This window comes from Streptomyces sp. ActVer, assembly GCF_027270795.1.
Lineage (GTDB): Bacteria > Actinomycetota > Actinomycetes > Streptomycetales > Streptomycetaceae > Streptomyces > Streptomyces umbrinus_A.
Genome location: NZ_JAPWHT010000252.1, coordinates 1 through 14,952, shown reverse-complemented (window position 1 = coordinate 14,952; position 14,952 = coordinate 1). Strand labels below are relative to the sequence as shown.

General features: G+C 71.0%; 14 protein-coding genes. 9 read left to right on the top strand and 5 right to left on the bottom strand.

Going from position 1 to position 14,952, the window contains the following annotated elements; translation table 11 throughout:
* The 5 genes from O3Q52_RS32825 to O3Q52_RS32805 form a co-directional block, all read right to left on the bottom strand.
* On the bottom strand, positions 1-827 hold an 827-nt coding region (locus O3Q52_RS32825), incomplete at its 3' end, for an FMN-binding protein (RefSeq protein ID WP_269652314.1).
* 19 nt (positions 828-846) lie between these two features.
* The gene (locus O3Q52_RS32820) at positions 847-2,175 is read right to left on the bottom strand and encodes a ferredoxin reductase family protein (RefSeq protein WP_269652315.1); all 1,329 of its coding nucleotides are present in this window, start codon (positions 2,173-2,175) and stop codon (positions 847-849) included.
* 217 nt (positions 2,176-2,392) lie between these two features.
* Positions 2,393-3,109 carry a L,D-transpeptidase gene (locus O3Q52_RS32815; RefSeq protein ID WP_269652313.1) on the bottom strand — a complete coding sequence of 239 codons (717 nt, stop codon included), beginning with the start codon at positions 3,107-3,109 and terminating at the stop codon, positions 2,393-2,395.
* Between the two features lie 2 nt (positions 3,110-3,111).
* Entirely contained in the window at positions 3,112-3,699 is a 588-nt protein-coding gene (locus O3Q52_RS32810) for a pyridoxamine 5'-phosphate oxidase family protein (protein WP_269652312.1), read from the bottom strand.
* Between the two features lie 199 nt (positions 3,700-3,898).
* A complete protein-coding gene (locus tag O3Q52_RS32805; RefSeq protein ID WP_269652311.1) occupies positions 3,899-4,744 on the bottom strand; it encodes a hypothetical protein in 846 nt (281 codons plus the stop codon).
* Between the two features lie 189 nt (positions 4,745-4,933).
* On the opposite strand from O3Q52_RS32805, the gene O3Q52_RS32800 reads away from it, so the two are divergent.
* The 9 genes from O3Q52_RS32800 to O3Q52_RS32760 all read left to right on the top strand — a co-directional run bounded on the left by O3Q52_RS32800 (position 4,934) and on the right by O3Q52_RS32760 (position 14,673).
* Positions 4,934-6,127: an argininosuccinate synthase gene (locus O3Q52_RS32800; protein WP_269652310.1), complete on the top strand. Its 1,194-nt coding sequence runs from the start codon at positions 4,934-4,936 to the stop codon at positions 6,125-6,127.
* 165 nt (positions 6,128-6,292) lie between these two features.
* Entirely contained in the window at positions 6,293-7,726 is a 1,434-nt protein-coding gene (gene argH, locus O3Q52_RS32795; protein WP_269652309.1) for an argininosuccinate lyase, read from the top strand.
* Between the two features lie 230 nt (positions 7,727-7,956).
* Positions 7,957-8,928 (top strand): aldo/keto reductase, encoded by a 972-nt coding sequence (locus O3Q52_RS32790; protein WP_269652308.1) that lies wholly within the window; start codon positions 7,957-7,959, stop codon positions 8,926-8,928.
* Positions 8,929-9,044: 116 nt separating this feature from the next.
* Positions 9,045-9,596, top strand: a complete 552-nt coding sequence (locus O3Q52_RS32785) for a TetR/AcrR family transcriptional regulator (protein ID WP_269652307.1) — start codon at positions 9,045-9,047, stop codon at positions 9,594-9,596.
* Positions 9,593-11,131, top strand: coding sequence for an MFS transporter (locus tag O3Q52_RS32780; RefSeq protein WP_269652306.1), 1,539 nt, complete (start codon positions 9,593-9,595; stop codon positions 11,129-11,131). The genes O3Q52_RS32785 and O3Q52_RS32780 overlap by 4 nt, the downstream gene beginning before the upstream one ends.
* Before the next feature lie 216 nt (positions 11,132-11,347).
* Positions 11,348-11,611, top strand: a complete 264-nt coding sequence (locus O3Q52_RS32775; RefSeq protein ID WP_269652305.1) for a hypothetical protein — start codon at positions 11,348-11,350, stop codon at positions 11,609-11,611.
* Positions 11,608-12,702, top strand: coding sequence for a MoxR family ATPase (locus O3Q52_RS32770; protein WP_269652304.1), 1,095 nt, complete (start codon positions 11,608-11,610; stop codon positions 12,700-12,702). The genes O3Q52_RS32775 and O3Q52_RS32770 overlap by 4 nt, the downstream gene beginning before the upstream one ends.
* Complete coding sequence (locus O3Q52_RS32765) at positions 12,699-13,622, top strand: DUF58 domain-containing protein (protein WP_269652303.1); 924 nt, start codon at positions 12,699-12,701, stop codon at positions 13,620-13,622. The genes O3Q52_RS32770 and O3Q52_RS32765 overlap by 4 nt, the downstream gene beginning before the upstream one ends.
* A 100-nt stretch (positions 13,623-13,722) precedes the next feature.
* Positions 13,723-14,673, top strand: a complete 951-nt coding sequence (locus tag O3Q52_RS32760) for a VWA domain-containing protein (protein WP_269652302.1) — start codon at positions 13,723-13,725, stop codon at positions 14,671-14,673.
* Positions 14,674-14,952: the final 279 nt, after the last annotated feature.

The window sequence follows — 14,952 nt, the reverse complement described above, 5'->3', positions numbered from 1 at the left end:
GCCTGGTCCAGGGCCGACTGCAGGGACTCCTTGTAGCCGCCGCTGGTGTACGTGGCGCCGGGCACTGCGTCGATGTCGGCACTGCCCGCCGCGACCGCGGCCTGGTTGAGCTTGGGCACCGCGTCACCGCTGATCTGGCTGCTGCGGCCACCGCTGGGCGACTTCACCGCCTCGGCCTTGGTGATCTTCCCGCTGCTGACGGTGATCCGGACCTGCACGGGGCCGTAGTCGGTCTCGACAGCCGTGCCCGTGAGGGTCTTCGCCTGGGCGGAACCCCCACCGGTGGACCCACCCGTGGATCCGCCGGTGGACCCGCTCGCGTCGGCCGAGCCGCCTCCGCCGCCCGAGCCTCCGCCGGTCGCCGAGGACGAGCCGGCCTTGTCGAGGGCCGACTGCAGGGACTTCTTGTAGCCGCCGCTCGTGTAGGTGGCACCCGAGACCGCGTCGATGTCGGCGCTGCCCGTCTGGATGGCCGCCTGGTTGAGCTTGGGTACCGAGTTGGTGCTGACCTCGGTGCTGCGACCGCCGCTGGGCGCCTCGATGGCGGCGGCCGAGGTGATCTTCCCGCCGCTCATCGTGATACGGACCTGGACGTTGCCGTACTCGGTCTTGACGACGTCGCCGGTGAGGGTCTGGTCACCTCCGCCGCCCGCGGCCTGTACGCCTCCGGAGCCCTGGGGCGCGACCGACTGCTGCCCTTGTGGCGTGCCCTGGGCCGACGCGGCCGCCGGGTCCGAGGAGGGCTTGAGCGTCAGCAGCAGCACGATCCCGGACACCGTGGCGGCACCGGCCAGCACGATTCGTCGCAGGGGGTGGCTCTTCTTCATCGGTGCGGACTCCCGTTCGTCACAGCTCGAAGGACTCGTGGTGGATGCGGCGGGCCGGCACGCCCGCGCCGCGCAGTGCGGTGTACGCGCCCTCGGCGAAGCCGGGAGGCCCGCACAGGAACACGTCGTGCTCGTCGATGTCGGGCAGCTTCCGGCGCAGCGTCTCCGGGTTGATGTCCGGGCGCTCTCCGTCGGGGCTGTTCACCGCGTACATCAGGCGGGCGCCGCGCTCGTCGGCGATCGCCGACAGCTCGTCCCACAGCGCCAGGTCCTGCGTGCTGTTGGCCCGGTACAGCAGGGTGAGGTCGCCGCGCTCGGCGGGCAGCGTCTCGAACAGCGCCCGCATCGGGGTGATCCCCACACCGCCGGCCATCAGCAGCACCTTGCCGCGGCTGCGCCGGGACGCGGTCATCGCGCCGTACGGGCCCTCGGCCCACACCCGCGTGCCCCGCTTCAGCCCCTTCAGTGCGGTGCTGTGGTCGCCGAGCGCCTTGACCGTGATCCTGAGCAGACCGGGCCTGGGCGCCGCCGACAGCGAGTACGGGTGCGAACTGAGCCGCATGCCCGGCGCCAGGAACCGCCAGCGGAAGAACTGCCCGGGCTCGGCACCGATGCGGTGCAGCCGCTTCCCGCTGATCAGCACGGAGACGATGCCGGGCGCCTCCTCGACGACCTCCTCGACCCGCATCCGGTGCCGCAGGTTCAGCCGGATCGGCGTGATCACCCGGTACCAGAGCACCAGCGCGGTCACGGTCCCGTACAGCGCGTACCAGGCCGTCGTGGCGGCCGGCTCGACCGCGAAGTCGTTGCCGGTGGACAGCTGGTGCCAGAACGACAGATACACGGCCGCGTACGTGAGCAGGTGGATGTGGTACCAGGTGTCGTACGGGATCCGCTTGCGCAGTCCGCCGACGGAGATCAGGCCGATGAACAGCAGCACACCCGTGCCGATGGCCGCCTTGCCCATGTCGGGCAGGGTCTTGACCGACTCGATGGTCTGGTCGACGACCCCCGTGTTCGCCTGGAGGGCGTAGCCGTACATCGTCAGCCCGATGTGGGCGAGCGTGAGGCAGAGCATGTAACGGCCGCTCATGGCGTGCCAGCGGGCGACGCGGTCGGAGCCGACCCGGCGTTCCAGCGCCGGCACCCGGGCCATCTGCAGGACCACGAGAGCCATCAGATACCCGGCCAGCAGACCGGTGATCCGGCCCGCGTTCAGGATCCGGCCCTTGTCGTCCGCGATGGACGGGGTGTTGCTCCACCACAGCCAGATCACGCCCGCCGCACCCGCCCACACGGCGATCAGCAACGGGATGGCGGGGGAGCGACGTGGGCGAATGCGGCGCATCGTCTGGCGCCGCGCCGCGCGGCCGCCGGCGATCGTGCTCACGGTTCCTCCGTGGGGGACGCTGGGAAGGGGAGTGGCCCCTTGGCCCAGTGGTACGTCCCGGGACGGCGGAGTGTTCAACGGCCCCCGGAGCAAGCCGTGAACTGCTGCGACTCGCGGTAACCCGAGGTGGCGAGGGTCTCCTCGGCGGACGGCCGCACGAAGTCGGAGGCGGCGGTCAGTAGCGGACGATCGAGGTGGGCCCGTCGTCCGTCCCGATGGCGATGTGCGGCCTGCGCGCCGGATCGGCCCAGGTCAGGATGCGCCGCATCGCGTCGTGGGACACGGAGACACAACCGGCCGTCGCTCCGCTCCCGTTGACGTGCAGGAAGATCCCCGCGCCGCGCCCCCGCACCGGCCGCTCGTAGTTGAAGCCGATGACGAGCGCGTACGCGTACTGCGTCCCGTAGGAGATCAGGTGCTCGGACTCGGCGGCACGGCAGTCGGCCGGGCGTGGCTCGGTCCAGCGGTTGTAGGAGCGGGAAGCGGTGTCCTGGCACCACCAGGAGTCCTGTTTCACCGGGCGGTACTTCGCCCTCGTCCCCTCGGGCGCCGGCTTGATGCCGAAGGCGTACGGCAGGTCGTACAGGCCGGTGGGGGTGGTGTTCGTGCCCTGCTCGCGGGAGCCGCCCTCGACGAGCCCCTTGGCGCCGAAGCGCGCGGGCACGGAACCGGCCTTCACCCAGTGCCCGTCCCGCCGGTTCCACCAGGTGACCGTGCCGGTCGTCGAGGAGGTCCGGGAGGCCTGCGCGGTGATGAGCTGGCTGCCGCCGCCCGTGTCCGCCATCCGCTCGGGCAGCGGCGGCGGACCCTCGGTGTCACCGGCCGTACCGGGGGCACTTGGGGCCAGTACGAAGAGGGACACGGACGCGAGAAGGGCGGCTCCTGGGCGCATGCTCAGACGCTACTGGGAGGCAGGGGCAGCGGCAGCCCGGGTAGGCCATCCAGGCTGGTCTCCACGTGCTCCTTCTTCTCGAAGTACGCGTTCAGCGAGACGTCGTCCTCGCGCGCGAAGCGCTTGGCGTGCAGGTCGCGGTCCTCGTCGTACGACATGAAAGGCACCGCGTAGCCGCAGGTGTCCCGGACGAGTTCGGCCGTCACCACGATGACCGCACGCAGTCCGTGCGGCGTCGGGTCGATGCCCGGGAAGTGCGTGAGGAGTTCCTTGAAGCGCGGGTCGTCGCGGAAGACCGGCTCGCCCCGGCCGTGTACGCGGACGATGTTCGGCGGGCCCTGGAAGGCGCACCACATCAGGGTGATCCGGCCGTTCTCCCGGAGGTGGGCGATCGTCTCGGCGTTGCTTCCGGCGAAGTCCAGGTAGGCGACGGTGAGTTCGTCGAGGACCGCGAACGAACCGGTGAGGCCCTTGGGCGAGAGGTTGACCGTGCCGTCGCCCGACAGGGGCGCGGTAGCGGTGAAGAAGAGGGGCTGCGCCTCGATGAACGTACGCAGGCGGCCGTCTATGCGCTCATAAGTCTTTCCCATGTCTAACGATTATGGGCGCAACTCCTTCGCCTGTCTAAGGAATTGCGCCCATCCGCGTATGGGGGATGGGGGGAGAGGTGCCTGGTCTCCGGGCGGCGCCCGGAGATCCCCGGGGCCCGCGGGCCTGGTGGCCTACGGGCCCCGGAGTCGCCCCGGCCGGCGTGCGGGGCGCCCGTGGGGGACGTCGGTGATTCGGTGACTACTTGTTGAGCGTGCAGGCGGCGAGGGAGTCGAGGCCCTGGGGCTTGGCGGCGGTGCGGCCGATGGCGGTGGCGATGCGGTTGATGGTCGCTACGCGCTTGTCCTTGAGGGGGCCGACGATCGCGTTCTGCGCGAAGTTGGGGCCGCCCTGGCCGACGGTGTCGACGAGGCGCTTGTTGGCCTCGGCGATCTGGGTGTCGAGGAGGGCGAGGTTGCGGTCGACCTCGGCCTTCGCGGAAGCGGGGATCGCGGGGAGGCTCGGCGCGATGGCGGGGCAGTTCACGGTGCCGGCCGCGTTCGTGTTGCCGGTGTTCCCCGTATTCCCGGTGTTGCCTCCCGCCTGCTGGGTGGGGGACGCGCTCGGCGACGCCGCGGCACCGCCTCCGGCCGCCCCGCCCGCGTTCAGCGTGCAGGCGGCGAGGGAGTCGAGGCCCTGGGGCTTGGCGGCGGTGCGGCCGATGGCGGTGGCGATGCGGTTGATGGTCGCTACGCGCTTGTCCTTGAGCGGGCCGACGATCGCGTTCTGCGCGAAGTTCGCACCACCCTGACCGACGGTGTCGACGAGGCGCTTGTTGGCCTCGGCGATCTGGGTGTCGAGCAGAGCCAGGTTGCGGTCGACCTCGGCCTTGGCGGAGGCGGGGATCGCGGGGAGGCTCGGCGCGACGGCGGGGCAGTTCACGGTGCCGGGGGACGCCTTTGTTCTGGCGGCCTGGCTGTTGGTGTTCTTGGACGTTTCCCCGGCCAAGGCCGATCCGGCGATGACCGCTCCGGACAACGCCACCGCGGCCACGCCGCCGATGATCGCCACGCGGCGCTTGTTGTACTTAGGAAGAGCCCTGGACATGCGAGTGCCTCACTTGGGTCAGGAGTGGGTTTACAAACGCGGCGCCGGCGTTCGGGCTGAAGTACGGGAAAGCGGTTTCCAGCGTTCAAACGACGCCGAAATTTCTTTCCGGCACACCCCGAGATTGACGAATCATGCAGAACGCTGCATACTCATGCATGTCAGTGAATGCATTGTGAGGAGAAGCCCGTGACCGAGCGCGTCGTACTCGCCTACTCAGGCGGTCTGGACACCTCCGTCGCCATCGGCTGGATCGCCGAGGAGACGGGCGCCGAGGTCATCGCTGTCGCGGTCGACGTCGGCCAGGGCGGCGAGGACCTGGACGTCATCCGCAAGCGCGCCCTCGCGTGCGGCGCCGTCGAGGCCGAGGTCGCGGACGCGAAGGACGAGTTCGCCGAGGAGTACTGCCTCCCGGCGATCAAGGCCAACGCCCTCTACATGGACCGCTACCCGCTGGTCTCCGCCCTCTCCCGGCCGACGATCGTCAAGCACCTCGTCGCCGCCGCCCACAAGCACGGCGCGGGCATCGTCGCCCACGGCTGCACCGGCAAGGGCAACGACCAGGTGCGGTTCGAGGCCGGCATCCAGGCACTCGGCCCGGACCTCAAGTGCATCGCCCCGGTCCGCGACTACGCGATGACCAGGGACAAGGCGATCGCCTTCTGCGAGGAGAAGGGCCTGCCGATCGCCACCACCAAGAAGTCGCCGTACTCCATCGACCAGAACGTCTTCGGACGCGCCGTCGAGACGGGCTTCCTGGAGGACATCTGGAACGCCCCGATCGAGGACGTCTACGAGTACACGCAGAACCCGGCGCTCCCGCGCGAGCCCGACGAGGTCGTCGTCACCTTCAAGGCGGGCGTCCCGGTCGCCATCGACGGCAGGCCTGTCACCGTCCTCCAGGCCATCCAGCAGCTCAACTCCCGCGCGGGCGCGCAGGGCATCGGCCGGATCGACATGGTCGAGGACCGGCTCGTGGGCATCAAGTCCCGCGAGGTGTACGAGGCTCCCGGCGCGATCGCGCTGATCACGGCCCACCAGGAGCTGGAGAACGTCACCGTCGAGCGTGAACTCGCCCGCTACAAGCGGCAGGTCGAGCAGCGGTGGGGCGAGCTGGTCTACGACGGCCTGTGGTTCTCCCCGCTCAAGCGGGCCCTGGACGGCTTCATCAACGAGGCCAACCAGCATGTCTCCGGGGACATCCGGATGACGCTGCACGGTGGCCGTGCCGTCGTCACCGGGCGGAAGTCCGAGGAGTCGCTGTACGACTTCAACCTCGCGACGTACGACTCGGGCGATACGTTCGACCAGTCCAAGGCGCAGGGGTTCATCGACATCTTCGCGTTGTCTTCGAAGATCGCGGCGAAGAGGGACCTCGCGTAGCGTTTTGCGGAGTCCGGTACGTAGCCCCCTGCGGGTTGTGGTGGGCTGGTCGCGCCCACGCGGCGGAGCCGCATACCGACACAGCCCCGCGCCCCTGAAGGGGCGCGGCCCTGTTGGAAGAGTGGGGAAGCGGTTGTACATCAACAGTCTTGAGGAGCACAGCAAGTGAGCAGCAACAGCGGTGATGTACGGCTCTGGGGTGGGCGGTTCGCCGACGGGCCCGCCGAGGCTCTGGCCAAGCTGTCCGCGTCCGTCCACTTCGACTGGCGGCTGGCGCCGTACGACATCGCCGGATCGCGTGCCCACGCGCGTGTGCTGCACAAGGCGAACCTCCTCACCGACGACGAGCTGGAGCGCATGCTCGCGGGGCTCGACCGGCTGGAGAGCGTCGTCGCGGACGGCTCCTTCGTGGGCACCATCGCCGACGAGGACGTCCACACCGCCCTGGAGCGCGGTCTCCTGGAGCAGCTCGGCCCGGACCTCGGCGGCAAGCTGCGCGCGGGCCGCTCGCGCAACGACCAGGTCGCCACGCTCTTCCGGATGTACCTGCGCGACCACGCCCGGATCATCGGCGGGCTCGTCGCCGACCTCCAGGACGCGCTGATCGGGCTCGCCGAGGCGCACCCGGACGTCGCGATGCCGGGCCGTACGCATCTGCAGCACGCCCAGCCCGTACTGTTCGCCCACCATGTGCTGGCCCACGCCCAGTCCCTGTCCCGGGACGCCGAGCGCCTGCGGCAGTGGGACGAGCGGACGGCCGTGTCGCCGTACGGCTCGGGCGCCCTGGCCGGTTCCTCCCTCGGCCTCGACCCGGAGTCGGTCGCCAAGGACCTCGGCTTCGAGCACGGCAGTGTCGGCAACTCCATCGACGGCACGGCCTCGCGCGACTTCGTCGCCGAGTTCGCCTTCATCACCGCGATGATCGGGGTGAACCTCTCCCGGATTGCCGAGGAGGTCATCATCTGGAACACGAAGGAGTTCTCCTTCGTCACTCTCCACGACGCCTTCTCCACCGGCTCGTCGATCATGCCGCAGAAGAAGAACCCGGACATCGCGGAGCTGGCGCGCGGCAAGTCGGGTCGGCTCATCGGCAACCTCACCGGTCTGATGGCGACGCTCAAGGCGCTGCCCCTCGCGTACAACCGCGACCTCCAGGAGGACAAGGAGCCGGTCTTCGACTCCTGCGACCAGCTGGAGGTTCTGCTGCCCGCCTTCACCGGCATGATGGCGACCCTCACCGTCCACCGCGAGCGCATGGAGGAGCTGGCCCCGGCCGGGTTCTCGCTCGCCACCGACATCGCCGAGTGGCTGGTCAAGCAGGGCGTGCCGTTCCGTGTCGCACACGAGGTCGCGGGGGAGTGCGTGAAGGCCGCGGAGGCCGACGGCATCGAGCTCGACGACCTCACCGACGAGCAGTTCGCGAAGATCTCCGCCCACCTCACGCCCGAGGTCCGGTCCGTCCTGAACGTCCCCGGCGCCCTGGCCTCCCGCAACGGCCGGGGAGGAACCGCCCCGAGCGCGGTCGCGATCCAGCTGACAGAGGTGAAGGCGAACGTGGCGGCCCAGCACGAGTGGGCGACGGCGAAAGAGAAGCGGTAGGACCGGTGCCCCGTCAGGGGCGCGGGGCTGTATCGATTTGCGGCTCCTCCCCCACTCTCGGCTTCGCTCGAGCGGGGGGACCCCCATCGTGGGCGCGACAAGCCACGACGCGCCCGCACCCGCCAAGGCGCGGAACGAGCCGAGCTCTCAGGCGCCCTGCCCTCACCGAAGGTCATCGCGGGTTACGTTGGTCGGACAGCCGTACTGGAGCCGACCGAACGGAGCCCGCGATGCCCTTCGCCCGACTGGCCACAGCAACGACCCCCACCTGCCACATCGGGCTGGGCCTCGCCGCAATCGGCCGCCCCGGCTACATCAACCTCGGCCGAGACCACGACCTCGGCGAAGACCGCAGCGTCGACACGCTCCGCACCCGCACACACGAACTCCTCGACGCCGCCTACGCCCAGGGCGTGCGCTACTTCGACGCCGCCCGCTCGTACGGCCGTTCGGAGGAGTTCCTCGCCGGCTGGCTGAACACGCGGTCCGACATCGGGGACGTCGTCGTCGGCAGCAAGTGGGGCTACACCTATACGGCCGACTGGCGCACCGACGCCGAGGCGCACGAGATCAAGGATCACAGCCTCGCCACGTACGAGAGGCAGCGCGCCGAGAGCGCCGAACTGCTCGGCGACCGGCTCGACCTCTACCAGATCCACTCGGTGACCCCTGACAGCCCGGCCCTCACCGACAAGGAACTGCACGCCAGGCTGGCCGAGGCGGCCGCGCAGGGACTGACCGTCGGGTTCTCCACCAGCGGCCCGGCCCAGGCCGACGCGATCCGCACCGCGCTCGCCGTGACGGTCGACGGTGAGCCGTTGTTCCGTACCGTCCAGGCCACCTACAACGTCCTGGAGACCTCCGCGGGCCCCGCGCTCGCCGAGGCGCACGACGCCGGGCTCACCGTGATCGTCAAGGAGGGCATGGCCAACGGCCGGCTCGCCGACCCGCACGCACCGGACGCCGTACGAGCCATCGCCGAAGAGGCCGGCCTCGGCTCCGACGCGGTCGCCCTGGCGCTCGTCCTGCGGCAGCCCTGGGCGGGCGTCGTCCTCTCCGGCGCGGCCACGGCCGTCCAGCTCTCCTCGAACCTGCACGCCGCCGTGGTCGACCTCGACGACGAGCAGCAGTCCCGGCTCGACGCGCTGGCCGAGGAGCCGGTGGCGTACTGGGTGCGGCGCGGGCAACTGCCCTGGCACTGAGTTTCACAGGCAGACCCGCTGGGCCTACACAGGCGGACCCACGGTGGACCCACTGGTGGTGAGCGTCGCACGCTTCGGGTGAGACATTGATGTCTCATATGGTTTATGGTTGTCTCATGGCCATCGACCGTGACCACGTGCTGCGCAGCGCAGCCGCCCTGCTCACCCGGAAATCCACCGCCACCATGGACGAGGTCGCCAAGGCGGCCGGGATCAGCCGGGCCACGCTGCACCGCCAGTTCGCCGGGCGCGACGCCCTCGTGCGCGCGCTGGAGGATCTCGGCATCCGCGAGTGCGAGGCGGCGCTGGACGCGGCACGGCTCGACGAGGACACCGCCCGGGAGGCCGTACGCCGTCTGGTGGCGGAGATCGAGAGCGCCGCCGGGCTGCTCGCCTTCCTTTACTCCGAGAACCAGCTGTTCGAGGGGGACGAGCGGCACGAGGGCTGGGCCCGGCTCGACGCGCGGATCGCCGCGGTGTTCCGGCGAGGCCAGGAGAGCGGCGAGTTCCGCATCGACCTCACCCCGGCCTGGCTCACCGAAGCCCTCTACGGACTCATCGCCTCCGGGGCGTGGGCCGTGACCGAGGGCCGGGTGGCCGCCAACGACTTCCACCACATGATCGTCGAGCTGTTGCTCGGCGGCGCACTACGGAGAGAGGAATCATGACCAGCACGGTGCGGCCGGCGTTCGCGGCGGAGACGGAGAAGCGTCCGGGCCGCTGGCTCGCGCTCGCCGTCCTCGTCCTCGCCGTGCTGCTGGTGGCCGTCGACGCGACCGTCCTCGGTCTCGCGACCCCCTACATCAGCGAGGACCTCAAGCCCTCCGGTACGCAGCTGTTGTGGATCGGAGACGTCTACTCGTTCGTCATCGCGGGCCTGCTCGTCTCGATGGGCAGCCTCGGTGACCGCATCGGGCGCAAGAAGCTGCTGCTCATCGGCTCGGTCGCGTTCGGTCTCATATCCGTGCTCAACGCCTATGCGAGCACGCCCGAGTTGATGATCGTGGCGCGGGCCCTGCTCGGTGTCGCGGGCGCGACCCTGATGCCCGCCACCCTGGCGCTCATCCGCAACCTCTTCCACGACCCGCGCGAACGCAGCCTCGCCATCGGCATCTGGGGCGCCACCGCCTCGGCCGGCACGGCGGTCGGCCCGGTCGTCGGCGGATTCCTCCTCGAGCACTTCTGGTGGGGCTCTGTCTTCCTGATCAACCTCCCCGTGATGGCGGTCCTCGTCCTCGTCGGCGTGAAGCTGCTCCCCGAGTCCCGCAACCCCGAGCCCGGCCCCTGGGACCTGATGAGCGTCGTGCTGTCGCTCGTCGGCATGGTCGGCATCGTGTACGGGATCAAGGAGGCCGCCTCGCACGGCCCGAACGCCACGGCGGGCGCGGCGGGACTGCTCGGCGCGGTTGCGCTCCACGGCTTCGTACGCCGTCAACTCACGCTGCCCGTCCCGCTGTTGGACATGCGGCTGTTCCGCAACCGCGGCTTCTCCGGGGCCGTGCTCGCCGACCTGCTGACCATCCTCGGCCTGTCCGGACTCGTCTTCTTCCTCTCGCAGTACCTCCAACTCGTGCAGGGCAGAGGCCCGTTGGAGGCAGGCCTTGCCGAACTGCCCGCCGCCCTGGGCGCGGTGGCTGCCGGACTGGTCGCGGGTACGGTCGCACGCCGGTACTCGGTGCGTGCCGTCACCGCCGGCGGGCTCGCCGCGATCGGACTCGCCCTGGGCGCGCTGACCCTGCTCGACGAGTCGACCGGGTATCCGCTCCTCGGCGGTGCCCTGCTGGTCGTCGGCGTGGGCGCGGGTTTCTCCTTCACCGTGACCGCCGACGTGATCCTCTCCAGCGTCCCCAAGGAACAGGCGGGCGCCGCGTCCGCGGTCTCCGAGACGGCGTACGAACTCGGCGCGGCCCTCGGCATCGCCCTGCTCGGCTCGATCGTCACCGGCGTCTACGCCGGGTTCACGGCCCCGCCGGGCACACCCCCCGAGGTGGCCGCCGCGGCCCACGAGTCCCTCGGCGGCGCCGTGGAGGCGTCGACGGCCCTGCCCAACGCCGAGCCCCTGCCCAGCGCCGCCCGCACGGCCTTCGTCGACGGCATCGCCCTGGCGGCGGGCCTGGGCGCGGCGGTACTGCTGGCGGCGTCGGTGGCGGCATGGGTACTGCTGCGGGGCCAGAAGCTGGGGGATGGGGCGGAACACCCGTAGGCACCGCCGTTGTTCCTGTCCGGCTGTGGGCAACCGCGCCCCTTCAGGGGCGCGGGGAACTGCGCGACCAGCCACAACGCGCCCGCAGCAGGCAAACAACCCTCTGGCAGCCCAAACCTGCAGGCAGCGCCCCGCTTTAAGCCCGTTTTCGCCCTCACCTGATGGTCTTGGCCCCGTACCGGACGTCGTCCCACACGGCCGAAGGAGCCACCGACCATGACCCGTCGTATCCGTAACCGAAAGATCCTCGTCGTAGCCGTGCTGGCCGCCGCAGGCCTGGCAGGCGGCGGCGTCGCCCTCGCCGCCGACAGCGACGAGGCCCCCCGCGAAAAGGTCCGCTTCGCCGTCGAGGAAGGCACGGCCGAGGAGGGAACGGCCGACAGCGGAACCCGCACCTGGACCCGCGAGGACTGCCCCGAGAAGGACGGTACCGGCGGCACCTCCTCCGGGGATCCGAGCAACCCCGCGGCCGCGCTGTGACCACCGCCGACCCACGTGGCGACACCACGGACGGGAAGCTCCTCGAAGAGGCGCTCTTCGAGGTCAAGCGGGTGATCGTGGGCCAGGACCGCATGGTGGAGCGGATGTTCACCGCGGTCCTGGCCCGGGGCCACTGCCTGCTCCAGGGCGTCCCGGGCGTCGCCAAGACACTCGCCGCGAAGACCCTCGCGCAGGTGGCCGGCGGACGCTTCGCCCGGCTGCAGTTCACCCCCGACCTCGTCCCGTCCGACATCACCGGCACCCGGATCTACCGTCCGTCCCAGGAGGCGTTCAGCGTCGAACCCGGCCCGGTCGTCGCCAACTTCGTCCTCGCCGACGAGATCAACCGAGCCCCCGCCAAGGTTCAGTCCGCGCTCCTCGAAGTGATGGGCGAGCACCAGGTGTCCATCGGCGGCACCACCATCCCCGTCCCCCAGCCGTTCCTCGTACTCGCCACCCAGAACCCCATCGAGTCCGAGGGCGTCTACCAGCTCCCCGAAGCCCAGCGCGACCGCTTCCTGCTCAAGGTCGACGTCGCCGTCCCCAGCGAGTCCGAGGAACTCGCGATCCTCTACCGCATGAGCGTCGACCCGCCCCGGGCGCGCCCCGTCCTCACCCCCGAGCGGCTCATCGCGCTCCAGCGCACCGCCGAAGAGGTGTTCGTGCACCACGCGGTCGCCGAGTACGCCGTACGACTGGTCGTCTCGACCCGTGAACTCGCGGGCCCCGGCAGCCGGTTGGCGCACGGCGCCGGCCCGCGCGCCACGCTGGGCCTGGTCGCCGCCGCCCGCGCGCTCGCCCTGCTGCGCGGCCGTGGTTACGTCCTCCCCGAGGACGTGCACGACCTGGCCCACGAGGTCGTCGCCCACCGGCTCGTGCTGTCCTTCGACGCGCTCGCCGACGGCATCTCCGGCGCCGAGATCGTCGACGAGGTACTGGCCGCCGTGGAGCAACCGCGCATCACCCCGCGCCAGGCCGCCACCCGCCCCGAGGGACGGGCAGACGGACGAACAGAAGGACATGCAGAGGGGCACACCGAGGGGCACACCGAGGGGGGAACGGAGGGGGGAACGGAGGGCGAAGCGGCATGAGCGGCACCCCGACCCTCAGCGGACTCACCCCCGAGCAGGCCCTGAAACACCTGGAGTTGCTCTTCACCCGCCGCCCCGACGGACTCCTCCAGGGCGACCACCCCGGTCTCGTACCGGGACCGGGTACCGAGGTGTCCGAGACCCGGCCGTACGTCATCGGCGACGACGTACGCCGGATGGACTGGAACGCCACCGCACGCACCACCGTCCCGCACGTCCGGCTCACCCTCGCCGACCGTGAACTGACCACCTGGATCGTGCTCGACGCGTCCGCGAGCATGGACTTCGGCACGGCACGGATGGAGAAACGCGACCTGGCAGTCGGTGCGGCGGCGGCCGTCGCCTTCCTCACCGAACGGGCCGGGAACCGGCTCGGCGCGCAGATCACCGGCCCGGCCGGCATCCACCGGATCCCGCCCCGCACCGGGCGCCACCACCTCCTCACGATCCTGCGGGCCGCCCTGGACCGGCCCCGGGTGGCGGCGGGCACGGCCCAGGACGCCCGGCACTCCCTGGCCGACGCCCTGCGCTCGCTGCGCACACTCCCGGGCAGCGGTCTGGTCGCCGTCGTCTCCGACTTCCTGGAGACCGGCTGGGAGCAACCCCTCCGAACGATCGCCCACCGCCACCAGATCCTCGCCGTCGAGACCGTCGACCCGCGTGAACTGGAGCTGCCCGCGGTCGGGTTGCTCAACGTCGTCGATCCCGAGACCGGTGCCAGGCGTGAAATCCCCACCCACTCGCGGAAGCTGCGTGAGCGGTACGCCGAAGCGGCCCTGGAACAAAGGGCGTTGATCAAGGCATCCATCCGCCGGGCGGGCGCGGCCCACCTCCGGCTGCGTACGGACCGAGACTGGGTGCGCGACGTCGTACGCCATGTCGAGGAGCAGCGACGCCGGTCGGGAGGCGGTGCCGCGTGAACCCGCCCGTCGCCCCGGTGTCCGCCGCCCCGATGCCCGTACCCCCGGTATCCGTACCCCCGGATCCCCTGGAGGGGGCCATGAGTCCGCTGGAGGCGCCGTGAGTCTTCACTCGCCCGGCTGGCTGCTGCTCCTCGTGCCGCTCGCCCTGCTGATCGGCGCCTATCTGCTGGTACAGCGCAGGCGCGGCCGGTACGCGGTCCGGTTCACCAACCTGGAACTGCTGGACAAGGTCGCGCCCCGGCGGCCCGGCTGGCGCCGCCATGTCCCCGCGGCCGCCTTCTGCGGCACGCTCGCGCTGCTCGTCGTGGGCTTCGCCCGGCCGACCACGGAGGTGCAGGTGCCGCGTGAGCGAGCCACGATCGTGGTGGCCTTCGACGTGTCGGCGTCCATGGAGGCCACCGACGTCGAGCCGACCCGCTTCGAGGCAGCCCAGCGTGCCGCGCTCGCCTTCGTCGACCGGCTGCCCGAGCGCTTCAACGCGGGACTCGTACCGTTCAGCGGCTCCGCCACGGTCGCGGTCCCGCCGACCACCGACCACGGAGCCCTGCGCTCGGCCATCGAACGGCTCACCACCGGCGAGGGCACGGCGGTCGGCGAGGCCGTCGTGGCCGCCCGTGACGCCGTCCGCATGCTCGACCGGGAGGCCGAGACCAAGCCGCCGCCCGCGCACATCGTGCTGCTGTCCGACGGCTCCAACACCACGGGCCGGTCCGTCGAGTCGGCGGCCCGGGAGGCGGCCGGCGACAAAATCCCGGTCTCGACCATCGCGTACGGCACGGAAAGCGGGACCATTGACCTGCCGTCCGGCGACACGGTGAGCGTCCCGGTCGACGGCCCAGCCCTGCGGGAGCTCGCCTCCAGCACCGGCGGCGACTTCCACGAGGCCGCGACGGGCGAAGAACTCCAGGAGGTGTACGAGGACATCGGCAGTTCGGTGGGGCATCGCACCGAGGAACGCGAGATCTGGCAGTGGTTCGTCGCGGCCGGTCTCCTCACGGCCCTCGCCACCGCGGCCACCTCACTGCTCTGGTTCTCCCGACTTCCCTGATCCGCAACCCCTCCGGCTCCCGGCGCCACGCTCAAGGCTTCCGGCTTCCGGCATCCGGCACCACCGGGTTCCGCGCCCGGGCCCCTCGGGGCCAGGGTTCCGCGACCAAGGAGGAACGACCGTGTCGTACGACCGATTCCAGGGCCACCCGGACCCACCGAGCCACCCGGGCCCACCGCGCGACGCGGGCCTCCCCGAACAACCTGTTCTTCCGGACCGGCCCGTTCTTCCCGACCGGCCGGGTCTTCCGGGCGGCACCGGCCTCCCGGCCGCGCGGGG